General features: G+C 57.9%; 18 protein-coding genes. 10 read left to right on the top strand and 8 right to left on the bottom strand.

Annotation, left to right across the window (positions count from 1 at the left end):
• Positions 1 to 188 precede the first annotated feature (188 nt).
• Entirely contained in the window at positions 189 to 1,058 is an 870-nt protein-coding gene (locus AU074_RS11195) for a carboxylate/amino acid/amine transporter (RefSeq protein WP_076014782.1), read from the top strand.
• A 142-nt stretch (positions 1,059 to 1,200) separates the two neighbouring features.
• Entirely contained in the window at positions 1,201 to 2,172 is a 972-nt protein-coding gene (locus AU074_RS11190) for a hypothetical protein (protein ID WP_076014781.1), read from the top strand.
• A gap of 414 nt (positions 2,173 to 2,586) precedes the next feature.
• Here the strand turns inward: AU074_RS11190 and AU074_RS11180 are convergent, their stop codons facing one another.
• On the bottom strand, positions 2,587 to 3,885 hold the full coding sequence (locus AU074_RS11180) for a mechanosensitive ion channel family protein (RefSeq protein ID WP_076014779.1): 1,299 nt from the start codon (positions 3,883 to 3,885) through the stop codon (positions 2,587 to 2,589).
• Positions 3,886 to 4,078: 193 nt separating this feature from the next.
• On the opposite strand from AU074_RS11180, the gene AU074_RS11175 reads away from it, so the two are divergent.
• Entirely contained in the window at positions 4,079 to 5,425 is a 1,347-nt protein-coding gene (locus tag AU074_RS11175) for a DEAD/DEAH box helicase (protein WP_076014778.1), read from the top strand.
• A 46-nt stretch (positions 5,426 to 5,471) separates the two neighbouring features.
• Here AU074_RS11175 and AU074_RS11170 read toward each other — a convergent pair whose 3' ends face one another.
• Positions 5,472 to 5,747 carry a hypothetical protein gene (locus AU074_RS11170; RefSeq protein WP_063032478.1) on the bottom strand — a complete coding sequence of 92 codons (276 nt, stop codon included), beginning with the start codon at positions 5,745 to 5,747 and terminating at the stop codon, positions 5,472 to 5,474.
• A gap of 154 nt (positions 5,748 to 5,901) precedes the next feature.
• Here AU074_RS11170 and AU074_RS11165 point away from each other — a divergent pair, with 154 nt between their 5' ends.
• A complete protein-coding gene (locus AU074_RS11165) occupies positions 5,902 to 6,291 on the top strand; it encodes a transcriptional regulator (protein ID WP_076014777.1) in 390 nt (129 codons plus the stop codon).
• Between the two features lie 3 nt (positions 6,292 to 6,294).
• On the opposite strand, the gene AU074_RS11160 is transcribed toward AU074_RS11165, so the two are convergent.
• The 3 genes from AU074_RS11160 to AU074_RS11150 form a co-directional block, all read right to left on the bottom strand.
• On the bottom strand, positions 6,295 to 7,161 hold the full coding sequence (locus tag AU074_RS11160; RefSeq protein ID WP_076014776.1) for a DUF6279 family lipoprotein: 867 nt from the start codon (positions 7,159 to 7,161) through the stop codon (positions 6,295 to 6,297).
• 66 nt (positions 7,162 to 7,227) lie between these two features.
• Positions 7,228 to 7,953, bottom strand: a complete 726-nt coding sequence (locus tag AU074_RS11155) for a TorF family putative porin (protein ID WP_003210721.1) — start codon at positions 7,951 to 7,953, stop codon at positions 7,228 to 7,230.
• A gap of 206 nt (positions 7,954 to 8,159) precedes the next feature.
• Positions 8,160 to 8,339 carry a hypothetical protein gene (locus AU074_RS11150; RefSeq protein WP_003210722.1) on the bottom strand — a complete coding sequence of 60 codons (180 nt, stop codon included), beginning with the start codon at positions 8,337 to 8,339 and terminating at the stop codon, positions 8,160 to 8,162.
• 324 nt (positions 8,340 to 8,663) lie between these two features.
• Between AU074_RS11150 and AU074_RS11145 the strand changes: the two genes are divergently transcribed.
• From AU074_RS11145 to AU074_RS11135, 3 genes are all read left to right on the top strand, one after another.
• Positions 8,664 to 9,500, top strand: a complete 837-nt coding sequence (locus tag AU074_RS11145) for a S1 RNA-binding domain-containing protein (RefSeq protein WP_076014775.1) — start codon at positions 8,664 to 8,666, stop codon at positions 9,498 to 9,500.
• A 142-nt stretch (positions 9,501 to 9,642) separates the two neighbouring features.
• Positions 9,643 to 10,050, top strand: a complete 408-nt coding sequence (locus AU074_RS11140) for a DUF2177 family protein (RefSeq protein ID WP_076014824.1) — start codon at positions 9,643 to 9,645, stop codon at positions 10,048 to 10,050.
• 199 nt (positions 10,051 to 10,249) lie between these two features.
• A complete protein-coding gene (locus tag AU074_RS11135; protein ID WP_076014774.1) occupies positions 10,250 to 11,692 on the top strand; it encodes an NCS1 family nucleobase:cation symporter-1 in 1,443 nt (480 codons plus the stop codon).
• On the opposite strand, the gene AU074_RS11130 is transcribed toward AU074_RS11135, so the two are convergent.
• Positions 11,604 to 12,812, bottom strand: a complete 1,209-nt coding sequence (locus tag AU074_RS11130; protein ID WP_076014773.1) for an MFS transporter — start codon at positions 12,810 to 12,812, stop codon at positions 11,604 to 11,606. The genes AU074_RS11135 and AU074_RS11130 overlap by 89 nt on opposite strands.
• 104 nt (positions 12,813 to 12,916) lie before the next feature.
• Between AU074_RS11130 and AU074_RS11125 the strand changes: the two genes are divergently transcribed.
• The 3 genes from AU074_RS11125 (at position 12,917) to AU074_RS11115 (ending at position 17,159) form a co-directional block, all read left to right on the top strand.
• Positions 12,917 to 13,810 carry a LysR family transcriptional regulator gene (locus AU074_RS11125; RefSeq protein WP_076014772.1) on the top strand — a complete coding sequence of 298 codons (894 nt, stop codon included), beginning with the start codon at positions 12,917 to 12,919 and terminating at the stop codon, positions 13,808 to 13,810.
• Between the two features lie 137 nt (positions 13,811 to 13,947).
• Positions 13,948 to 14,070 carry a PA1414 family protein gene (locus AU074_RS34470; protein ID WP_003210728.1) on the top strand — a complete coding sequence of 41 codons (123 nt, stop codon included), beginning with the start codon at positions 13,948 to 13,950 and terminating at the stop codon, positions 14,068 to 14,070.
• A 989-nt stretch (positions 14,071 to 15,059) separates the two neighbouring features.
• The gene (locus AU074_RS11115) at positions 15,060 to 17,159 is read left to right on the top strand and encodes an NAD(P)-dependent oxidoreductase (protein WP_076014770.1); all 2,100 of its coding nucleotides are present in this window, start codon (positions 15,060 to 15,062) and stop codon (positions 17,157 to 17,159) included.
• A 62-nt stretch (positions 17,160 to 17,221) separates the two neighbouring features.
• Here AU074_RS11115 and AU074_RS11110 read toward each other — a convergent pair whose 3' ends face one another.
• Together AU074_RS11110 and AU074_RS11105 are read right to left on the bottom strand one after the other, a co-directional pair.
• Positions 17,222 to 18,604, bottom strand: coding sequence for a sodium:solute symporter (locus AU074_RS11110; RefSeq protein WP_076014769.1), 1,383 nt, complete (start codon positions 18,602 to 18,604; stop codon positions 17,222 to 17,224).
• Between the two features lie 111 nt (positions 18,605 to 18,715).
• Complete coding sequence (locus tag AU074_RS11105) at positions 18,716 to 20,221, bottom strand: cytosine permease (RefSeq protein WP_076014768.1); 1,506 nt, start codon at positions 20,219 to 20,221, stop codon at positions 18,716 to 18,718.
• Between the last annotated feature and the right edge of the window lie 13 nt (positions 20,222 to 20,234).

Here is a 20,234-nt window from a genome sequence, read left to right as displayed (position 1 = left end):
ATAATCGCCCGCTGTTTAGATAGCTCCACGCAACCCTTCAAGTACGCGTATCGAACCTCCCTTTGCACTTTTTGCTCCTGAGTGCTCCCGCCCGACTGACGCTTTTAGCGAGGTCGGGTTTTTTTTGCCTTGAGTTTCGTAAAGCCCGGAAAACCGCTAATGTCGCGCCCATTCAAAATGAGGCGAGCATGGGCTATCTACTTGTTGTGACGCTGATCCAGGCGTTTTCCTTCAGCTTGATCGGCGAATACCTGGCCGGTCACGTCGACAGTTACTTCGCGGTGCTGGTGCGCGTGCTGTTGGCCGGGCTGGTGTTTATCCCGCTGACCCGCTGGCGCTCGGTAGAACCGGCGTTCATGCGCGGCATGCTGGTGATCGGCGCGCTGCAGTTTGGCGTGACTTACGTGTGTCTGTATTTGAGCTTCAGAGTACTGACGGTGCCGGAGGTGTTGCTGTTCACCATCCTCACGCCGTTGCACGTGACCCTGATCGAAGACGCCTTGAACCGCCGCTTCAATCCGTGGGCGCTGGTGGCCGCATTGGTGGCGGTGACGGGAGCGGCGGTGATCCGCTTTGACCAGATCACCCCGAACTTCTTCGTGGGATTCCTGTTGCTGCAACTGGCCAACTTCACCTATGCCGCCGGGCAGGTGCTTTATAAGCACTTGGTGGCCCGTCATCCGAGTGATCTGCCGCACTACCGGCGTTTTGGTTACTTCTACCTGGGTGCATTGGCGGTGGCATTGCCGGCGTTCCTGATGTTCGGCAAGGCCAACTTCTTGCCGGAAGCGCCGTTGCAATGGGGCGTTTTGGTGTTCCTCGGGCTGGTCAGCACGGCACTGGGCATGTACTGGTGGAACAAGGGCGCGTGCATGGTCAACGGCGGCACGTTGGCGGTGATGAACAACCTGCATGTGCCAGTGGGGCTGCTGCTGAATTTGCTGATCTGGAATCAGCACGAGCCGTTGGGCAGGTTGCTGCTGGGCGGGTTGGTGATTCTGGGAGCGGTGTGGATCAGCCGGCTGGGCATAACGTCGTCCGGCAGTTTGGCTCGTTAACTCGAGGTGTTTTTGTAGGCCTTGATCACTTGCTGAGTAGGTGATTTCCCAAATGTGATTTCAGCCTTTCCAGGCTTGTGTCCCGGGCGTACTCGCCTGCTTATATTCCGACGCCATATTCATTACATCAGGGATGTAAGTTGTGGCGCAGGGATACATCAATGAGCGCACCACGGACTACCTCAGTTTGAAATCCCGGTTGCTGACCGGGTCCAATCGGCAACGCTCCGATCAATTCGATGCGCTGAATCTGCATTTGCGCCAGGACCTGCTGGTAACGCCGGGACAGATGGTGATCATTCCAGACGACTACGGTGTGGCGTGTACCGCCGACGATGCGTGGTTGATGCGCCATGCCCAAGAGATTCGCCGCAATCTGGAACTGGACGCATCGGCGGGGGCGGCGGTGATCAATAACTATGACTTGTTGCAAAGTTTGCTGGGGTACAGCTCGATTGGCATCGGCAGTGCGGCGTCTGCCTGGGGGCGGCATTTGGATGAGGTCAAGCACACGCTGGAAGCGATTGAACGGTTGCATCAGCAACTGAAGAGTGGTGCTTTGAACAAGGATGTGTTTATCCAGCAGCGGCAAATGTTATTCCGTCGTTTGGATGCTCAACTGCAAGGCGCGGCGCGGTTGGGTACCAGCCTGCAAACGAATAAGTCGCTGAAGAAAGTGTTGGGGATTTCCACCAAGAGCTATTTGCACAAGAGTGAAATCGTCGGGTATACGCAGCGGATTCGCAGTATTGCTGAAACGTCGAAATTTTTGGGCAAGGGGACTTATGTGGGGATGGCCTTGGATGTGGGCGTGACGGGTTTGGAGATCAAGGAGGCGTGTATGCAGGGGCGGGAAGCGCAGTGCAGCAGGGCAAGGTATGTGCAGGGTGGGAAGTTGGTGGGTGGGGTAGCGGGGGCTGCGTGGGGTGGGAAGGCGGGTGCAGAGGTTGGACGTTACGCTTGTAAGTTGATTTTGGGGATCGTTACTCGAGGGAAGGGCGAGCTTGCTTGTGGAATTGTGGGAGGAGCAACTGGCGGTTATGTCGGTGGAAATGAGTTGGGGGCCTTCGGAGAAGAGGTCGGTGACCTGCTGTATGAATCGGTAGGGCCGTAACAATGTCTCTGAAGTTATTCATCTTGATCCTGGTACTCATTACCCCATTTGTTGGCCTGGTTCTGACTTGGTTTGTCGAGTACAAAAAACTGGATGAGCTGGAAAGCTACTTCAGCGAAAACGAATGTGTTCAGCGTAACAAGCGATTCTGGGGGAGGAATCAACCCATTGATAAAACGATGCGGTTGAGCGTGATTATCGGTTTTTTTACGTTGCCAAAAGTCCATGTGAGGCGTGGAGATGTGACTGAGCAAGAGTTGGATTCGGTGCCACGGGGTCTCCGGTGCTGGGTTACTTGGCCTTTTTACTTTGGGGCCATTTGGCTCCTGGCTTGCTGCATAGGGTTTGTTTGGCAGAAGTGGTGAGGCCTCCGTGGCGAGGGAGCGGCCCTCTCGCCACGGCATGCCGACCTAGTCAACCATGACGTATTTCAACCTCCGGCAAATGACTGGCCCCCAGCACCGCCGGCAACATCCCCGCCCGCAAGTCACCGCCACTCGGCTGCTGGTACAGGCTCAAGCCAAATTCCGGCAGCACCGCCAGCAGGTAATCGAAGATATCGCCCTGGATCCGCTCGTAGTCGGCCCATGCGGTGGTGCGGGTGAAGCAGTAGATCTCCAGCGGAATGCCCTGGGCCGTGGTCTGCATCTGCCGCACCATGCACGTCATGTTCGGCTGGATTTCCGGATGGCTTTTCAAATAGGCCAACGCATACGCGCGGAACGTGCCGATATTGGTCATGCGCCGGCGGTTGGCCGACATCGCGGCGACATTCCCCTGGGCTTCGTTCCAGGCGTTGAGTTCGGCCTTCTTGCGGCTCATGTAGTCGGTCAGCAGGTGTACCTGGGTGAGCTTCAGCTCTTCGTCGTCGCGGATGAAACGCACGCCGCTGGCGTCGATATACAGGCTGCGCTTGATCCGCCGGCCGCCTGAAGCCTGCATGCCGCGCCAGTTCTTGAACGACTCGGACATCAAGCGCCAGGTGGGAATCGAGACGATGGTCTTGTCGAAATTCTGCACTTTGACGGTGTGCAGGGTGATGTCCACTACGTCACCGTCGGCGCCGACCTGGGGCATTTCGATCCAGTCGCCGACCCGCAGCATGTCGTTGCTGGTCAATTGCACGCTGGCGACGAACGACAGCAGGGTGTCCTTGTAGACCAACAGAATCACCGCCGACATTGCACCCAGACCGGAAAGCAGCAGCAGCGGCGAGCGGTCGATCAGCGTGGCGACGATGATGATTGCGCCAAACACGAACAACACCATTTTCGCCAACTGCACGTAGCCCTTGATCGAGCGGGTGCGGGCGTGTTCGGTGCGGGCGTAGATATCCAGCAGGGCGTTGAGCAGTGCACTGATCGCCAGCACCATGAACAGAATGGTGAACGCCAGGGCGACATTGCCGATGAACAGGGTGGCGGTCTTGCTGAGGTCCGGCACCAGGTACAGGCCGAACTGGATCACCAGTGACGGCGTCATCTGCGCCAGGCGGTGGAAGACTTTATTGTGCCGCAGGTCGTTGAGCCAGTGCAGCGCGGGTTGCCGGCCCAGCAACTTGACGGCGTGCAGGATGAGGTACCGAGCCACTCGTCCGAGCAGCAATGCCACCACCAGCAACACCATCAGCGCCAGGCTGGAATGCAACAACGGGTGCTCGTCGAGGGTGCCCCAAAGGTCTTTGACGTTGAGCCAGAGCTGTTTGATATCCATGGGTAAACGCGATTCTTCTGTAGGACGTGACGGGGCGATTAGAGCATTTAAGTCAGTCAAAGTTGTCGTTGTGGACAAATTCCCTGACAAAAAAGCGGCTGATTAACGCAGTTCGCGTAAAGAAACTCGGCCTGAGCGCCCGAAACCGTTACCCTATGCAGCTGTTTTTTTGTATTTCTTCGAGGTAGCACCCGTGTTTTCCCAATTCGCCCTGCACGAACGCCTGCTCAAAGCCGTGGCCGAGCTTAAATTTGTCGAGCCAACGCCTGTGCAAGCAGCGGCCATCCCGCTCGCGCTCGAAGGGCGTGACCTGCGGGTGACGGCTCAAACCGGGAGTGGCAAGACCGCCGCTTTCGTCCTGCCGATTCTTAACCGTCTGATCGGCCCGGCTAAAGTCCGCGTCAGCATCAAGACCCTGATCCTGCTGCCAACCCGCGAACTGGCCCAGCAGACCTTGAAGGAAGTGGAGCGCTTCTCGCAGTTCACCTTCATCAAGTCCGGCCTGATCACCGGCGGCGAAGACTTCAAGGTCCAGGCCGCCATGCTGCGCAAGGTGCCGGATATCCTGATCGGCACTCCGGGCCGGATGATCGAGCAACTGAACGCCGGCAACCTGGACCTCAAGGAAGTTGAAGTCCTGGTGCTCGACGAAGCCGACCGCATGCTCGACATGGGCTTTGCCGACGACGTGCAGCGCCTGGTGCAAGAGTGCGTGAACCGCCAGCAGACCATGCTGTTCTCGGCCACCACCGGTGGTTCGACCCTGCGCGACATGGTCGCCAAGATCCTGAACAACCCTGAGCACTTGCAGGTCAACAACGTCAGCGACCTGAACTCGACCACCCGTCAGCAGATCATCACCGCTGACCACAACGTGCACAAAGAGCAGATCCTCAACTGGTTGCTGGCCAACGAGACCTATCAAAAGGCTATCGTGTTCACCAACACCCGGGCCATGGCCGACCGCATCTACGGTCGCCTGGTGGCTCAGGAGTACAAGGCGTTCGTCCTGCACGGTGAGAAGGACCAGAAGGACCGCAAGCTGGCCATCGACCGCCTCAAGCAAGGCGGCGTGAAGATCCTGGTCGCCACCGACGTTGCCGCCCGCGGCCTGGATGTTGACGGCCTGGACATGGTGATCAACTTTGATATGCCCCGCAGCGGCGACGAATACGTACACCGTATCGGTCGTACCGGGCGTGCCGGCAACGATGGCCTGGCGATCTCGCTGATCTGCCATGGTGACTGGAACCTGATGTCGAGCATCGAGCGTTACTTGAAGCAGTCGTTCGAGCGCCGCACCATCAAAGAAGTCAAAGGCACTTACAGCGGGCCGAAGAAGGTCAAGGCATCGGGCAAGGCTGTTGGCGTGAAGAAGAAAAAAGTCGACGCCAAGGGCGAGAAGAAGAAGGCCGGCGCGAAGTCGCCGACCAAGCGCAAGATCGCCAACCGTCCAAAGACCGACAACCTGTCGTTGGTCAGCAAGGATGGCATGGCGCCTCTGAAGCGCCGCAAGCCGGAAGCTCCGGCTGCCGAGTAAGGCTTTAGCCACAAAAAAACCGGACGATGTCCGGTTTTTTTTCGCCTCAGTTTTTGGCTTTTGCAGCGGCCTCGTCCATTTCCTTGAGGCGCTGGTCGATCAGTTGGCACTTGTCGGGCAGGTCTGCGCTGGCGGTTTCCAGCTTCATGTTCTGCAGCTCTTCGTTGATTTCCTTGGCCTTCTCTGGATTCTGTTGGGTGAGCTTGGTCACCTCCTTGGCCAGTTGCTCACGTTTGGCGGTGGCTTCTTCCAGCGTGCAGGCCCACGCGGGTAGCGCTGCGAGCAGGGTGGCGGCGACGGCCATATTCAGCAGGGTTTTCATTGTTCGGACCTCCATGGCGATGATGTTCGGTTGAGGGCCGCAAGCGCTGAAAAGTTCAGCAAAATTGCGCCTGTCCGCTAGGCTGAACGGACGATGGGTCCGGCATGTCACACTTTTGAAGGGCCTATTTCGTGTGCCTTCAGGAGGAATCAGGATGACGACTTACGATTGGGATTTAATCGAACGATTGCTGCATGAGGTACAGAACGGTGGCGCCAGCTTCGCCCCGCGCAAATATGCCGAAGAGGAAGCGACTAAAAGAGCTGCCGCCGGAGAGCACATCGGTAATCTCGATGAGTTTAAAAAGCTTGCAGCAGATTACGAGGCGTTATTGTTCAAGCACGGCTTTATTGAGTCGAGGTCAGAGGAAGAGTGCGGCAATGGTGAGAATTTCAAATTAACCCCGCGCGGCTCACAGTTGCTGAGCCTGATCGACAGCAGCATCCCCGGCGATAATCACCCGCGGCAGGTGCTGGACGAGCAGGCGGATGCGCTGGATCCGGCGACGTTTGATGAAGTGGCGTCGAAAGCACAGATTGCCTGATGACTACGGGGTGCCAGCCTTCAGGCATTTAAGGGCTTTGAAGTCGCTGCGCACCTTGTCGATCTTCTGTGTCAGCTTCTGGCGTTGCTGCACGGTGCTTTCAGCCATCAGGTCGACGACCAGGCTGCGGGCGGCAATTTCGGTCTGGGCGTAGGCCTGGCGATATTCCGGCGTCCACAGGCTTTCGCGGTCTACCAGCAGTTGCTCGATCTTCTGGGGGAAGTCGCTGCTGTGGCGGTCTTTGACCGCTGCGATAAAGAGCGTTTGCCAGTGGGCGCGGTTGCCAATCCATTGTTGGTTCTGCTCACCCAAGGCGATCGACCAGGCGGTGACGCGATTTTGCTGGCTGGCGCTTAGCGGGCCGAGCCAGGTATCGAGGCGCTTGTTCATGCGCTCGGCGCGTTCCTTGATCTGCTGCTCGAGGGGTGGTTTCAGGTACTCGTCCTGACGCTTGCGAAGGTCCTTGGCGAATGCTTGCTCCATATCCCGTACTTGCTGGTCGTTCAGCCCCTGCAATAATTCGACGGCGGATGGCGTGATTGCGCGGGCGCTTTCGGCAATGGCTTGCTTGGCCTCGGCGGTCCGGGTTTGCAGGGCGGCGTCGGTGACTTGGTTGTTGTCGACCATCTGTTGCAAGCGGTCGAGCCAGTCCAGGTAACCCGGTAATTGGGTGGTGCAATGCCAGGCCAGGTGTTCCTTGAGTGTGTCGTTGAACCAGCTCTTTTGCCCGGCATTCATGTCCAGGTAGTCGCTGAGGGTCCAAGGGATGATCACATCCAGATTCCGATAAGCCAGGCCTACCCGATTGCAGCCGGCGAGCACCATGCTGAGGGTCAGCAACATCACCAGTAGTTTTAAGCGACGCAGCATGAGCGAGTCCTTGCGCAGACGAGGTTATTGCATCTGAACCCGTCAGTGCAGCGACAGTTCAGCTCATCAATAAAACGCTCGCTCTGCTTTTAAGGTCAATAGCCCGTCGCATTGCGAGTTGTGTCCGGAGTAGGCCGAGCAATCGCCGCCGCTGAGGCTGGAATCGCTGTAGATCAGGTTCAGGTCGACGCCCATCCACGGCCGGGAGAATTGCACCGACCAATCACTGAAACTGCGGATGGAGCTGCCATCGGCAACCGACACCGGGGTGCCCAACTGGTGGGTGGTGTACTTCATGCTGACGCCGATGCCGAAAGGCTTGGTGCCGCCGAGGTCGGCAAACAAGGTGCTGTCCTGGCGGTCCGGGTCGTTGCTGAAGGACGCGCCGAAACGGTTGCCCAGTAAGGTCAGGCCGCCGTAGAACTCCTGGCTGTCGAGTGGGCTCAGCTTGGGATAGCTGTAGTGAATCATCCCCAGTTCATAACCCAGGGTCTGGTCGAAGGGGCGCTTGAAGCCCAGGTAGGAGTCGACTTCCAGGTTGCTGGTAGGGGAAATCCCCATGCTCGGTGAGAATTGGCCGAGATACAGGCCGCTGCCGTGGCTCAGGTCGAGTCCGCCGTGGAACGAGTCGCTCCCGGGTGCGGTGGGTTTTACCAGGCCTTGGGCCATGCTGCGGCTGGGCGTGGTGCCCAATTTAAGGTCGAAGTCACCCAATTCACGCTGGAAAACCTGCGCTTCGGCGAGGGGGCTGGCCAACAAGGCACCGGCCAGGAAAATGCAGGATTTGAGCATGCTTCACTCCATGAAAAGCGAGGAGCAGTAACGGGAAATATCAGGCAAATGCCCGATCTAGACGTGTGCAAGCATACCGGCGATGGTTCGCAGATGAAGCCCGTTCGTCGATTGGTGTTAAAGGGGGTGGATCAGGGGGTGTTACGGGCTCTAGTCCTAGCGCCTTGAAAGGCAAAGCGCTTAGGGACCAGGTGTGATGCGCGGTATTACTTTTTACCCAGGGTGATCTGCTTGGACGGGCCGAAAGTCTGGCCGCTTACGCCTTTGGCAATTTGCTGGATTTCGCCGCCCTGCTTGAGGAATGCAGCAATTTGGCTGTTGATCGATTCGCTGGTTTCAACGGCGGGAGCTGGCTTTGCTTTGCTGTTGGATGCTTTTACGCGCATGGCGGCCACTAACCTGTAGAAAATTAACTTGGCCATGCATCGTACATGAAATGCTTGACAATTGCTTGGCAAATATCCCCCTGAAATATACGGAGGGTTTATGAATTGTCCGAAATTAGTGATTGCAATAGTCACCTAACTCGCTGTTTTAACTACAAACCCAGGGGAAAAACAGGCCGTGGGCACCGGCAGAATTCAGGTGGCTGATCTGACGAGCGGGGCGCTGCCCGGCAAACCCGTGATTTTTAAGGCCTGTGCGCCGCTACACGGGACCGCCGCCGTCAACTCGGGTAGAATGCCGCCCACGCAATGAGGGTATTGGAAATGGCTTTAGTCGGGCGCTACAACAGCTTGCAAGTGGTTAAACACACTAACTTTGGTTTGTACCTGGATGGTGATCAAGAGGGCGAAATCCTCTTGCCCAACCGTTATATCCCCAAAGATATTCCCAGTGAAGATGAAGACTGGCTCAACGTTTTTATTTATCTGGACAGCGATGACAAACTTATCGCGACCACCGAAAAACCAAAAGTACAGGTGGGTGAATTTGCCAGTCTGAAAGTGGTTGAAGTCAACAGCATCGGTGTATTCCTCGATTGGGGCCTGCCCAAGGATTTGCTGCTGCCTTACTCCGAAGAAAAGCGCCAGCTGACCGCCGGTGAATATTGCGTGGTGCACGTCTACCTCGACAAACACACCAAGCGCATCACCGCCACCGCGCGTCTTGACCGTTACCTGGACAAGACCCCGGCCACCTACAAGGTCGGCCAGGAAGTTGACTTGCTGGTGGCCGAAGCTACGGACATGGGCTTCAAGGCCATTATCAACAACAAGCACTGGGGCCTGATCCACAAGAACGAAGTGTTCAAGTTCCTGCGCCCGGGCAAGGAAGAGAAAGGCTTCATCAAGGAAATTCGCGCCGACGGCAATATCAGCCTGAGCCTGCAGCCGGTGGGTGAAGAAGCGGCCTCCAGCCTGAACTCTAAGATCCTCGCCAAGTTGCGTGACAATAACGGCACCCTGCCGGTCAGCGATAAAAGCGATCCGGCACTGATCAGCAGTTTGTTTGGTGTCAGTAAAGGCAACTTCAAGAAGGCCATCGGCGCCCTCTACAAGCAGGGTCACATTGTGATCCACGCGGATCGCATTGAACTAAGCTGATCGCGGTTTGCTCTTTTGTAGGAGCGAGGGGGACGCCTAGTTCTTGCTCGCGAAGAACGTCAAGGCAACGTGTTCATTCAGACTGGGCGCGTTATCGTTGACGACCATCGCGAGCAAGCTCGCTCCTACAAGGGTCACGACGATGTCCAGGAAAACGCTCTTCGCCTACCTCGGCACCTTGCTCGCCTTTCTGATCCTTGACGGCCTTTGGCTCGGCGTCCTTATGGGGCCGACCTACAAAGCGCTGCTCGGCCCCCTGATGCTTGATCAGCCGCGGCTGTTCCCGGCCGTGGCGTTCTATCTCCTCTATGTCTTCGGTTGTCTGGTGTTTGTCGTGCGTCCGGCTTTGGCGAGCGGCGGCTGGCAACGTGCCGCGCGGCTTGGCGCGTTGCTCGGGCTAGTGGCTTACGGCACCTATGACTTGAGCAATTGGGCGACCTTGCAAGGCTGGTCTGCCGGGCTGGCCGTCATGGACATCGCTTGGGGCACCTTTCTGAGTGCGGTTTGCTGCACCGTGGGCTATCAATGTGCACGCAGGGTGCACAATTGATTGTGTACAGGAATCATCTGCACCATCCCTGAGCGAAGCGGCACTGCCTATCTCCGGATAGTCCCGCGTGCCAGAGGGATTGTGCCGAGTTTCATTCCATTGGCACGCATTCTGCTCATCAACTCGTATACAAACCATGCCGCCTCCCGTACGCACTCCCGTCGCGGGTGGCAGGCCGGTATTTACGAGGAGCCCTGCGATGACCGAACAATTGCCCAAAGGCTACAGCCCGCGCCTGTACAACCAGGACCTGGGACCGCTGCCGCAAAAGTGGAACTGGTACAACATCTTCGCCTTCTGGATGAGCGACGTGCACAGCGTCGGCGGTTACGTATTCGCCGCCAGCCTGTTTGCCCTGGGGCTGGCGAGTTGGCAAGTATTGATCGCCTTGCTCACCGGGATCTGCATTGTGCAATTGATCGCCAACCTGGTGGCCAAGCCGAGCCAACAGGCGGCGGTACCGTACCCGGTGATCTGTCGGCTGGCCTTTGGTGTATTCGGTGCGAATATTCCGGCAGTGATTCGCGGCTTGATTGCGGTGGCCTGGTACGGAATCCAGACGTACTTGGCGTCCAGCGCACTGATCATTGTGGTGCTGCGCTTTTTCCCACAGATGGCGGTATACGCAGAGCCGCATTTTGCCGGCCTGTCGTACCTGGGCTGGTTCGGTTTCCTCAGCCTGTGGACGCTCCAGGCGCTGGTGTTCTGGGCCGGCATGGAATCCATCCGTCGTTTCATCGACTGGGCGGGGCCCATTGTCTATGCGGTGATGTTTGCCCTGGCCGGCTGGATCGTCTGGAAGGCGGGCTGGGCGAATATCAGCTTCACCCTGGCGGAAAAGTCGCTGTCAGGCTGGCAGGCGTTTGGCCAAATCATCGTGGCGACGGCATTGGTGGTCTCGTACTTTTCCGGGCCGACCTTGAATTTCGGTGATTTCAGCCGCTACTGCCGCACGATGAAGGATGTACGTCGCGGAAACTTCTGGGGCTTGCCGGTAAATTTCCTGGCGTTCTCCCTGGTTACCGTGGTGATCGTCTCGGGCACCTTGCCGGTGTTCGGCGAAATGCTCCACGACCCGATTGCTACCGTCTCGCGCATCGACAACGACATGGCTGTGCTGCTGGGGGCGTTCGCCTTCGTCACCGCGACCATCGGCATCAACATCGTGGCGAACTTCGTCTCGCCGGCCTTTGATTTTGCCAACGTGGCACCCAGCAAAATCAGCTGGCGCGCCGGCGGGATGATTGCGGCGGTAGCCTCGATCTTCATCACTCCGTGGAACCTGTTCAACAACCCGTTGATGATCCACTACACCCTCGACATCCTCGCGGCGTTTATCGGGCCGTTGTTCGGGATCCTGCTGGTGGATTTCTACCTGATCAAAAAGCAGAAGATCGATGTGGACGCGCTGTTCGATGACAGCCCGAGCGGGCGCTACTACTTTGACGGCGGCGTGAACTGGACGGCGGTCAAGGCACTGGTGCCCGCGACGCTGGTGGGCGTCGCGATCACCTTTACCCCGACGCTGCAGGGCATGGCCAACTTCGCCTGGTTTACCGGCTGCTTCCTGGGTGGGCTGTTTTTCCTGGTGTTGGCGCGGCGTGAACAGGTTCGTGCGCCTGCACCGATGGTTGCCGGCTGACCAGTACCGAGCCCGCCACTAATAAACCGGCGCCGGCGACCACCAGCGCCGGTTGCAGGCCACCACTGAGGTGGCTGCTGACCGACGCCAGCAACGGCCCGCTCAATTGGCCGATTGCAAAGCTGGCGGTCAGCAACCCGGTGCTGCGCTGGTAGCCGTGGGGGGCGACCTCACGCAAGCGCGCCATCACCAGTTGCATGCACGCCAGGAATGGCCCACCGCACAGCAACACTCCCAGTGCCAGACCCCACCCGTTGCCCAGCAGGCAGGCAAACACCCCGGCCGCTTGCAGCCAAAGGGTGGTCATCAGCCAGCGGCGGGTGGTGTCCGGGTCCTTGCGGCGCAGGCTCGCGACCACCACGCCAATCGCGGCGGCCAGGCCAAAGCAGGGCCAAAACAGGTCTGCTTGCCAGGCGCCTTTGAATTGCGCGCTGGCCATCTGTGACAGGAACGTCGCCGGGATGATGTAGCCGAGGCCGTACAACACGTAGATCCAGCACAGGTGTGTGATGCTGCCGTTGCTGGCCATGTCGGTGTGGCTGGCAACGGGCGCGTTGGCAGCGGAAGGCTTGGGCAGGAACGGCAGGATTGCCAGCAGCATGACCAGGGCGACCACGCCATACACCAGCCATAAAGTGGCAGAGTTTTGCCCCAGCAGGTTGGAGCCCAACGCCAGCAACCCGGTCAACAGAATCCCCAGCCCCGGTCCGGCAAACACCAGTGCACCCAAGCGTGGGCGCCCGGCCGCAATGGCCAGCGGTTGGCTCAGGCTGGTGATCATCACCAGCGCCCAAGCGCTCGCCACACCGGTACCGAAGCGCAACAGCAGGTGCGGCCAGAACCCGTGGGCCCAGTACGACGCCAGGGTCAGCAGCACACATAACCAAAGCCCACCGTACAAACGTCCGCGTACATGGTGATGGCTGCGGGCAAAGATCGAATCCACCGCCCCGACGAAATAACCCAGGTAGTTGGCCGCCGCGATCAATCCGGCGCCGGTCAGGTCGATCTGGCCTTCACTGAGCAAATGCGGCATTTGCGGGGTAAGCGCGAAGCGGCCAATGCCCATGGCCATCATCAAGGCGATAAAGCTGGCGATTAAGCGGATCAGCGGTGACATGGTCAAGGTTCCTACGCAAAGCGAGTAACCATCAGGCTAAAGCGGATTGACTTTCTTTAAAAATGAATAATAGTGAGTAACTTGTTCAGTTTTGGAGAAAGGTGATGGAGTTTAGTCAATTGCGGATTTTCCAGGCCGTGGCCGAGGAGGGCTCCATCACCCGTGCCGCGGAGCGTTTGCACCGGGTGCCGTCCAACTTGTCGACCCGGCTTAAGCAGATGGAAGAACAGCTCGGCGTCGAACTGTTCGTACGCGAGCGCCAACGTTTGCAGCTTTCTCCCGCAGGCAAAGTGCTGTTGGACTACAGCGCGCGCCTGCTGGCCCTGCACGACGAAGCCCATGGCGCGGTGCAAGGCGGGCAACCGGCCGGCGACTTTGTGCTGGGCAGCATGTACAGCACGGCGGCGATTCATTTGCCCAAGCTGCTGGCGCGTTACCACAAGGCGTATCCGATGGTGAACCTGCAGGTGCAGTCGGCCCCCAGCGGCGAACTGCTGGAAGGTTTGATTACCGGTCGCCTGGATGCCGCCCTCGTAGACGGGCCGCTGGCGCTGGCCACTCTCGATGGCGTGCCGCTGTGCGAAGAGCGTCTGTTGCTGATTTGCGAGGCCGATCATCCGCCCGTGCGTGGGCCGCAGGATGTGGCTGGCCGCTCGGTGTTCACTTTCCGACGCAGCTGTTCCTACCGGGCACGTCTGGAAGCCTGGTTTTCCCACGACCGTGTGGCCATGGGCCGGGCCATCGAAATCGAGTCCTACCAAGGCATGCTGGCCTGTGTGATCGCCGGTTCCGGCGTGGCATTGATGTCTGAATCGATGCTCGACAGCCTGCCGGGCAAGGACAGCGTGTCCATTCATCCGTTGGCAGAGCCTTTTGCCAGCGCTACCACCTGGTTGATGTGGCGCAAGGGCATGCTCGGCGCTAATCTCAATGCATGGATTGACCTGCAGCAAGAGGGCAACGTCGTACCCGAAGCAGACAGACGAGCGATTGCTTGAACGATCCGTCAGGATTTTGATCAATTCAGTAATAGTTCGTTGTGGTTTCGTTCAAGCAATACGTAGGACTTAAGACTATTATCTGTAGGAAGCGGCTACAGAATTCCAGCCGCTCGGCACTACCCCAAGGGGGCACCATGAAAGAGAAATTGCAAAACTGGCTGCACGACCTCGGCGTCGCACTCGGCTTGATCGAGCCACCGCTGCAACCGGTGCCAATTCGCACCGATGACGAGCAGCGTCGCCCGCGTCGCAGGTAAGTCCTGAAAAGCGCTCTCGCGACTGTAGGTTTTATCGTGTGGGCGCTGACGGGCTGGTCATTTCCAGGGTGTATTCCTGTCACCTGAAGTGTTGCTTGCAGGTGTGATTTTTCTGCCACTCCAACAAAACGTATCTGTCTGACTGCGGAAGTATCCTGGTCGGACATTTCCTGTTGTTCTGTCGTCTCGATTATTTCAGCGCTCTATATTTCTGCCTTTCTTGAAGAAGGAAGTCGTCATATGTCGATGCATGGCTCCAGCGTGGTTCGCAAGTGAAACGCATGCTCTGGTTGGCGGCGCTGCTGACACTCCTGGCCGGTTGCGCACAGCCGCACACGTTTGACTCTAACAACTTGGGAGACATCGCCGTCTCCGGCTTCCAGTCCCAAGAGCCTGGTAGTTGCCGACCCTCCGACATACCTCTCGACCAGAACCAGGTATTGAGCTTTTTCCAGCGCGCCATAACCATCGATAGCCGAGCGTTGCATGACGACTACGAATGGGCGCCTTGTTACCTTGAAGGCACATTGAAATACAGCGGGAACGCTTGCACTTGGCAGGTGAGGGCGGGGGCAATTGGTGTGATTGCGTGCCCTGCGGCGGAGCAATATTTCGCCTGCAAAGAGTGCGGCGATATGTTTTCAAGTGCAACGCACTAGCTCGGACAGGCAAAAAACGGGTGATCTGAACGATCGTTCGGATTGAAGCGCCTGCTCTCAGGAAAAGCTCTTCAAATATATTGTTTAATAGTTTCACCGTCATACAGATAAGTATTCCGAATTCGTGCACATCAGTCAGGCTTTGGCGTTAAGTGTCGGAATTGGACTACCTATTTATCAGAGTCGGCTGGCTTATTTGATTTTAAAGACAAGCGTAGGTTGAGTTTCATCACGAAAAGATTTGTATCGTTTGCATTTATGCGATCCCCCAACTTTATTGAATTCCGCTCTCCTGGGCATAAGTCAGTCAGAATTGTTGGAGACAAAACTATGGTGTTCTCTTCCGTTCCGCCAGTCGCCGCGTCACTCATCGCCACAACCGAAAATATTTTACATATCGCACCTGTATCGAGAGGCTGGAAGGCTGACGCACCCAGCAACGTAGTGTTTTTCCCTCCGACATTAACCAAGCAAGTTCTGCTCATACAGATCGGTCTCCTGCGCCCGTCAACGATCATTGTCGGGGACCAAACTATTGATGCAGATATCATTGCTCAATGGCGTATATCGCACCCATTTGGAGACCTCTACTTAGTCCGCAGAGGTGCGAGTCTGGATAAAGTTCGGCTGGATCTTTGCGAATCTAACAATATTCGAGTGATCAATACGCCAGGGGTTAACGCGCCGCATGTTGCTGCTTATATTGCGCACTGGCTGACACAATCCGATGGCTCCATACCCCGTGAAATCTGCGTGCTGGGATACGGTAATGTAGGGAAAGAGCTTGTTAAGTTGTTGCTTGATCGAGATCCGGATGTTCGGATTAAGGTGTTGGAACGGCGCGATCGCGTGCCTGACAAGATCGGGAAAGCCTCTTCCAATTGCAGAGTTTCATTTGTCACAGACTGGCTCGAGGCGTTGGAGGGTGCCTATGCGGTCGCCATATGCTTGTCGTTGAATGATGAATCCGCGCATCGCATTGATCGGACCCTCATTCAGTGCATCCACAGACAAGCTCGCCTGGTCTGTGTCGCCAAGCCAGATGTCTTCAGCGATGACGCTTTGCAGACCCTGGCAACGGCCGAAGAAATCCAGCTGGTATTGGACTACGGGCCCAGGACACTGGATGCGTTTCGGGTGCGCACACAAGCGCTCGGTTGCAGTGTCTCCACATGGTACAAACCGGCGACGCTGACGACACAGGCGGCAACCACTGAAGCCTGCCATTGCGACCTCGACTATGCGGTCTCAGTGCAACTGAGCTTGATGGCCTTGCACGGCCTTGTCAGACGAAAACTTGCACAATCATTGATGATCCCCGCTGAACAGGCAGAGGCCGGTGCGCCGCGTGTGTCGATCATTGGCAGAGGTATCAACGGCCTGCTCCAAGCCGTGATGTTCCGCCTGGCGAATTATCAGGTCATGGTTTACGGAGGAAATCAGGAACGGGATGGTGCCAGTCATAATCAGGTGAACATGCGTCATTTGTCAGCAACGGAGACGACTGCAAAGCCGCTGCATAACGATTACCTGACTCCTGGAAATCAGTATCTGGCCGTCGAGTGCAATCGTGCAGGTATCGAACTTTTTGAAAAGCTCCTGGCTGACAACCCATCGCTGGCAAAATTTGCCCGTTCGCGGATTGTACGAGCCTATGTGGACGACGCCAGCGGCGTAGAGACCGCGATCTGCGAACAACGTGATATCGAAAACAGGCCTTGGCCGAGTGGTAAGCCGGGACGTGAACTTGCTGAGATCAGTCAACTGCAATTCCAGGCAACTTATGGAGTGCCCGGGGTCGGTCGGGCTATTGAGGTATCTGGCTACGATCTGGAGTTTGGCGATCTTATGGATGAAATAGAGACGCTATTGCAGCGCTCTGGGGTTCAGTTCCTGCCCCGGCACCTAAGCCCGGTCCAAATTGCTGATCTGAGTAGAGAGCATTTCGTCGTCACTGCCATGGGGGTAGAGGAGCCCGAAGTAGTCGCGATCATTGGCTGGTTTTTCAAGCTTCGCGCTGTTGGCAATGAAGGTGTCGAAATGCGCGGACTCAAGCTGCAGTACGATCTGCCAATCGGTGTCATGAATTGCCGGTTGGACGGGGACTACATTCTTGTCTCCGGCGGGCAGGTTCCGCCCGATTCGACGCCGCAGTACAAGGAGCAGATACGGGCGGCGTGTCTGGCTGCTGTCTCTCGGCACTTTCCACAGTCCTACACCATGGCCATCGAACGTGGCGACTTGCAGCTTATTGAATGTGCCAGGCCCGGCATCGCAGATGGACTTTCAATCGTTTATTGGTCGGCATACAACCGAATTGTCGCCGGGGCAACGTATGCCGCAGGCACAACCCAGGGATTGGTATGGGCGTCTTTGGTCCAGGAAGTCATCCAGGCAAGAGCGCCAGCAGTCTCGGCAATGTGGGGATGAAAAAAAACGGGTGCGACATCCGACGTCGCACCCGCTGAAGAAAGCTTCTTTCAACTGTTCGTTCAGATAGCCCGAGCTGCTACAGCCTCCGGACGACGCGACAGCAAACTCACCACCACAAAACTCACCAGGCCCACGCCCAGGCTGTAGTAGATCGGCGTGTTGGCATCCAAGCCATCCTTGATCATGAACACTAGCGCCGTCACAAAACCCAGGGTCATGGACGTGATCGCCCCGGACGTCGTCGCGCGTTTCCAGAAAATCGCGCCGATCAGCGGGATCAGCATGCCGCCCACCAACAGGTTGTAAGCCAGGGTCAGTGCGCTGATTACATCGGTTACCACCAGTGCGATGCCCAGCACGGCGATACCGGTCAGCAAGGTAAACAGGCGGTTGATCTTCAGGCTCGACTGTTTACCGCCCCGCAGGCGTGGCAGCAGGTCTTCGGTCAGTACGGTGGAAGCGGCGAGCAAACCGGCGCTGGCGGTGGACATCATCGCAGCCAGTGCGGCGGCGATTACCAGGCCGCGGATACCGTCCGGCAACGAGACTTTGACGATGGCGGCGAACGCGTTGTTGACGTTGTCCAGGTCCGGGATCAGTACGTGGGCGGCCATGCCGATCAGCGCACAGGCCAGGCCGTAGAGGATGCAGTAGAAACCGGCGAACGTGCCTGCGTACTTGGCGACCTTTTCGTCACGGGCGGTGAACACCCGTTGCCAGATGTCCTGGCCGATCAGGATGCCGAAGAAGTAGATCATGAAGTAGGTGATGATGGTGTCCCAGCCGATTTCAGTGAAGCTGAAATTCGACGCGGGCAGTTTGGCCACCAGTTCGTCCCAACCGCCGACGCGGTACAGGCAGATCGGCAGCAGGATAAACATCAGGCCAACGGTCTTGATCACGAACTGCACGATGTCGGTCAGGGTCAGCGACCACATGCCGCCGATGGTCGAATACACCACCACCACGCCACCGCCCACCAACACCGAGATCCAGAACGGCAGGTCGAACAGCACTTGCAGCACGGTGCCGATGGCGAGGATCGAGGTCACGCCGATCATCAGCGCGTAGGCCAGCATGATCACCGCACTGGCCTGGCGGGCCATGGGGTTGTAGCGTTTCTCCAGGACCTGGGTCACGGTGAAGATTTTCAGTTTCAGCAGCGGCTTGGCCAGGAACAGGTTCAGCGCAATGATCCCGGCGCCCAACGCGGCGCATAGCCAGAAGCCGGAAATACCATGCACATAACCCAAGCGTACAGTGCCGACGGTGGAGGCACCGCCCAGTACGGTGGCGGCCATGGTGCCCATGTACAGCGTAGGGCCGAGGTTACGGCCCGCCACCAAGTAATCTTCATGGGTCTTGGCGCGGCGCATGCCGTAGTAGCCGAGCACCAGCATGCCGGCGGCGTAGATGAGGACGACGAATAGATCTAAAGCCATGACGGCGAGTCTCCGATTATCTTTTTTATGTGGGGCTAAAGGGGGCTGTGTGGCGAGGGAGCTTGCTCCCGCTGGGCTGCGCAGCAGCCCCAATCCATTCCAGGCAATTCATCAGGCGGCCTCGCGACTGCTGCGCAGTCGAACGGGAGCAAGCTCCCTCGCCACAGTCGGCCCGTAGACGGAAGCCGGTTCAGGGAACATGCGAAGCAACGTCAGGTACACCAGCGAGGCCAGCCCAAGCGTTACCGGCAAGCTGATGTCGATGCCGTCGGCGAGGTTGCCCAGCGGCCCGACAAACTGTCCCGGCAGGTTGACGAAGCACAGGCCCACCAGTGCACTCGGGATCCAGGCCCCCAGGCCGCGCCAGTTCCAGCCGTGGCTGAACCAGTAGCGCCCGCCGGTTTCACCGCGAGTGAACACTTGCAGGTCGTCCGGGCAGTAGTAGCCCCGGCGTACGATCAGGCCGATGATCATCATCACCATCCACGGCGTGGTGCAGGTGATGATCAGCACGGCGAAGGTCGACACGCTCTGCACCAGGTTGGCGGCGAAACGTCCGATAAAGATGAAGGCAATCGACATCACCCCGATCAGCAGCGTCGCCTTGACCCGGGACAGCAGCCGCGGGAACACGCTGGACATGTCCAGCCCGGTGCCATACAGCGACGTGGTGCCGGTGGACATGCCGCCGATCACCGCGATCAGGCACACGGGCAGGAAGAACCAGCTCGGTGCCACCGCCAGCAGGCCGCCGACATAGTTGTTGGCCGCGATATAGTCCGGTGCCTTGACCGCCACGATGGTCGCGGTGGCCAGGCCGAACAGGAACGGGATCAACGTCGCGATCTGTGCGAACACCACCGCCAGCATGATCCGCATCTTCGAGGTTTCCCGCGGGATGTAGCGCGACCAGTCACCGAGGAACGCCCCGAAGGAAATCGGGTTGCTCATGGCCACCAGTGCCGCACCGATAAACGCCGCCCAGAAGCCAGCCTGGCCGAGGGCGACGGTGCCGGCGAAGTGACTGTCGAAAGCGGGTGCGAAGGCGAAGATGCCCAACAGGAACAGCAGGCTCGCCGCCCATACTGCAATGCGGTTGACCCACAGCATGAAGCGAAAGCCGTAGATGCACACCGTCAGTACCAGAATGGCGAACACGCCGTAGGCCAGGCCCAAGGTCAAGTCGGTTTCCGGCAAGCCCACCAGCCGTTTCGCACCGCCTACCAGCGCATCGCCTGAACTCCACACCGACAGTGAGAAGAACGCGATAGCGGTCAGCAGTGACAGGAACGAGCCGACAATCCGCCCGTGCACACCAAAGTGCGCACCGGAAGACACGGCGTTATTGGTGCCATTGAGCGGGCCGAACAGGCCCATGGGCGCCAGGATCACCGCACCCACCAGCACGCCCAGCACAATTGCCCAGACGCCGGCCTGGAACGACAAGCCAAACAGCACCGGAAAGCTCCCCAGCACGGCGGTGGCGAAGGTGTTGGCACCGCCGAAAATCAGGCGAAACAAATCCTTCGGCCCAGCGGTACGTTCGTGGTCCGGGATTTGTTCGACGCCGTTGGTTTCTATGTTGCGAATACTGTTTTCGTTGTTTTTATTATTCATGATCTGCTCCGAT

The sequence above is a fragment of the Pseudomonas sp. ATCC PTA-122608 genome (genome assembly GCF_001952855.1).
GTDB lineage: Bacteria > Pseudomonadota > Gammaproteobacteria > Pseudomonadales > Pseudomonadaceae > Aquipseudomonas.
Note: the sequence above shows the minus strand (reverse complement) of the source record. Positions and strands in the feature narration are given on the sequence as shown.

What these genes read in the sequence shown, in the direction of transcription:
- AU074_RS11155 (WP_003210721.1), bottom strand. Translation starts at nt 7,953, where the DNA reads ATGCTCAAATCCTGCATTTTCCTGGCCGGTGCCTTGTTGGCCAGCCCC.
- AU074_RS11150 (WP_003210722.1), bottom strand. Translation starts at nt 8,339, where the DNA reads ATGCGCGTAAAAGCATCCAACAGCAAAGCAAAGCCAGCTCCCGCCGTT.
- AU074_RS11135 (WP_076014774.1), top strand. Translation starts at nt 10,250, where the DNA reads ATGACCGAACAATTGCCCAAAGGCTACAGCCCGCGCCTGTACAACCAG.
- AU074_RS11110 (WP_076014769.1), bottom strand. Translation starts at nt 18,604, where the DNA reads ATGGCTTTAGATCTATTCGTCGTCCTCATCTACGCCGCCGGCATGCTG.
- AU074_RS11125 (WP_076014772.1), top strand. Translation starts at nt 12,917, where the DNA reads ATGGAGTTTAGTCAATTGCGGATTTTCCAGGCCGTGGCCGAGGAGGGC.
- AU074_RS11170 (WP_063032478.1), bottom strand. Translation starts at nt 5,747, where the DNA reads ATGAAAACCCTGCTGAATATGGCCGTCGCCGCCACCCTGCTCGCAGCG.
- AU074_RS11165 (WP_076014777.1), top strand. Translation starts at nt 5,902, where the DNA reads ATGACGACTTACGATTGGGATTTAATCGAACGATTGCTGCATGAGGTA.
- AU074_RS11115 (WP_076014770.1), top strand. Translation starts at nt 15,060, where the DNA reads ATGGTGTTCTCTTCCGTTCCGCCAGTCGCCGCGTCACTCATCGCCACA.
- AU074_RS11160 (WP_076014776.1), bottom strand. Translation starts at nt 7,161, where the DNA reads ATGCTGCGTCGCTTAAAACTACTGGTGATGTTGCTGACCCTCAGCATG.
- AU074_RS11140 (WP_076014824.1), top strand. Translation starts at nt 9,643, where the DNA reads ATGTCCAGGAAAACGCTCTTCGCCTACCTCGGCACCTTGCTCGCCTTT.
- AU074_RS11105 (WP_076014768.1), bottom strand. Translation starts at nt 20,221, where the DNA reads ATGAATAATAAAAACAACGAAAACAGTATTCGCAACATAGAAACCAAC.
- AU074_RS11180 (WP_076014779.1), bottom strand. Translation starts at nt 3,885, where the DNA reads ATGGATATCAAACAGCTCTGGCTCAACGTCAAAGACCTTTGGGGCACC.
- AU074_RS34470 (WP_003210728.1), top strand. Translation starts at nt 13,948, where the DNA reads ATGAAAGAGAAATTGCAAAACTGGCTGCACGACCTCGGCGTCGCACTC.
- AU074_RS11195 (WP_076014782.1), top strand. Translation starts at nt 189, where the DNA reads ATGGGCTATCTACTTGTTGTGACGCTGATCCAGGCGTTTTCCTTCAGC.
- AU074_RS11145 (WP_076014775.1), top strand. Translation starts at nt 8,664, where the DNA reads ATGGCTTTAGTCGGGCGCTACAACAGCTTGCAAGTGGTTAAACACACT.
- AU074_RS11130 (WP_076014773.1), bottom strand. Translation starts at nt 12,812, where the DNA reads ATGTCACCGCTGATCCGCTTAATCGCCAGCTTTATCGCCTTGATGATG.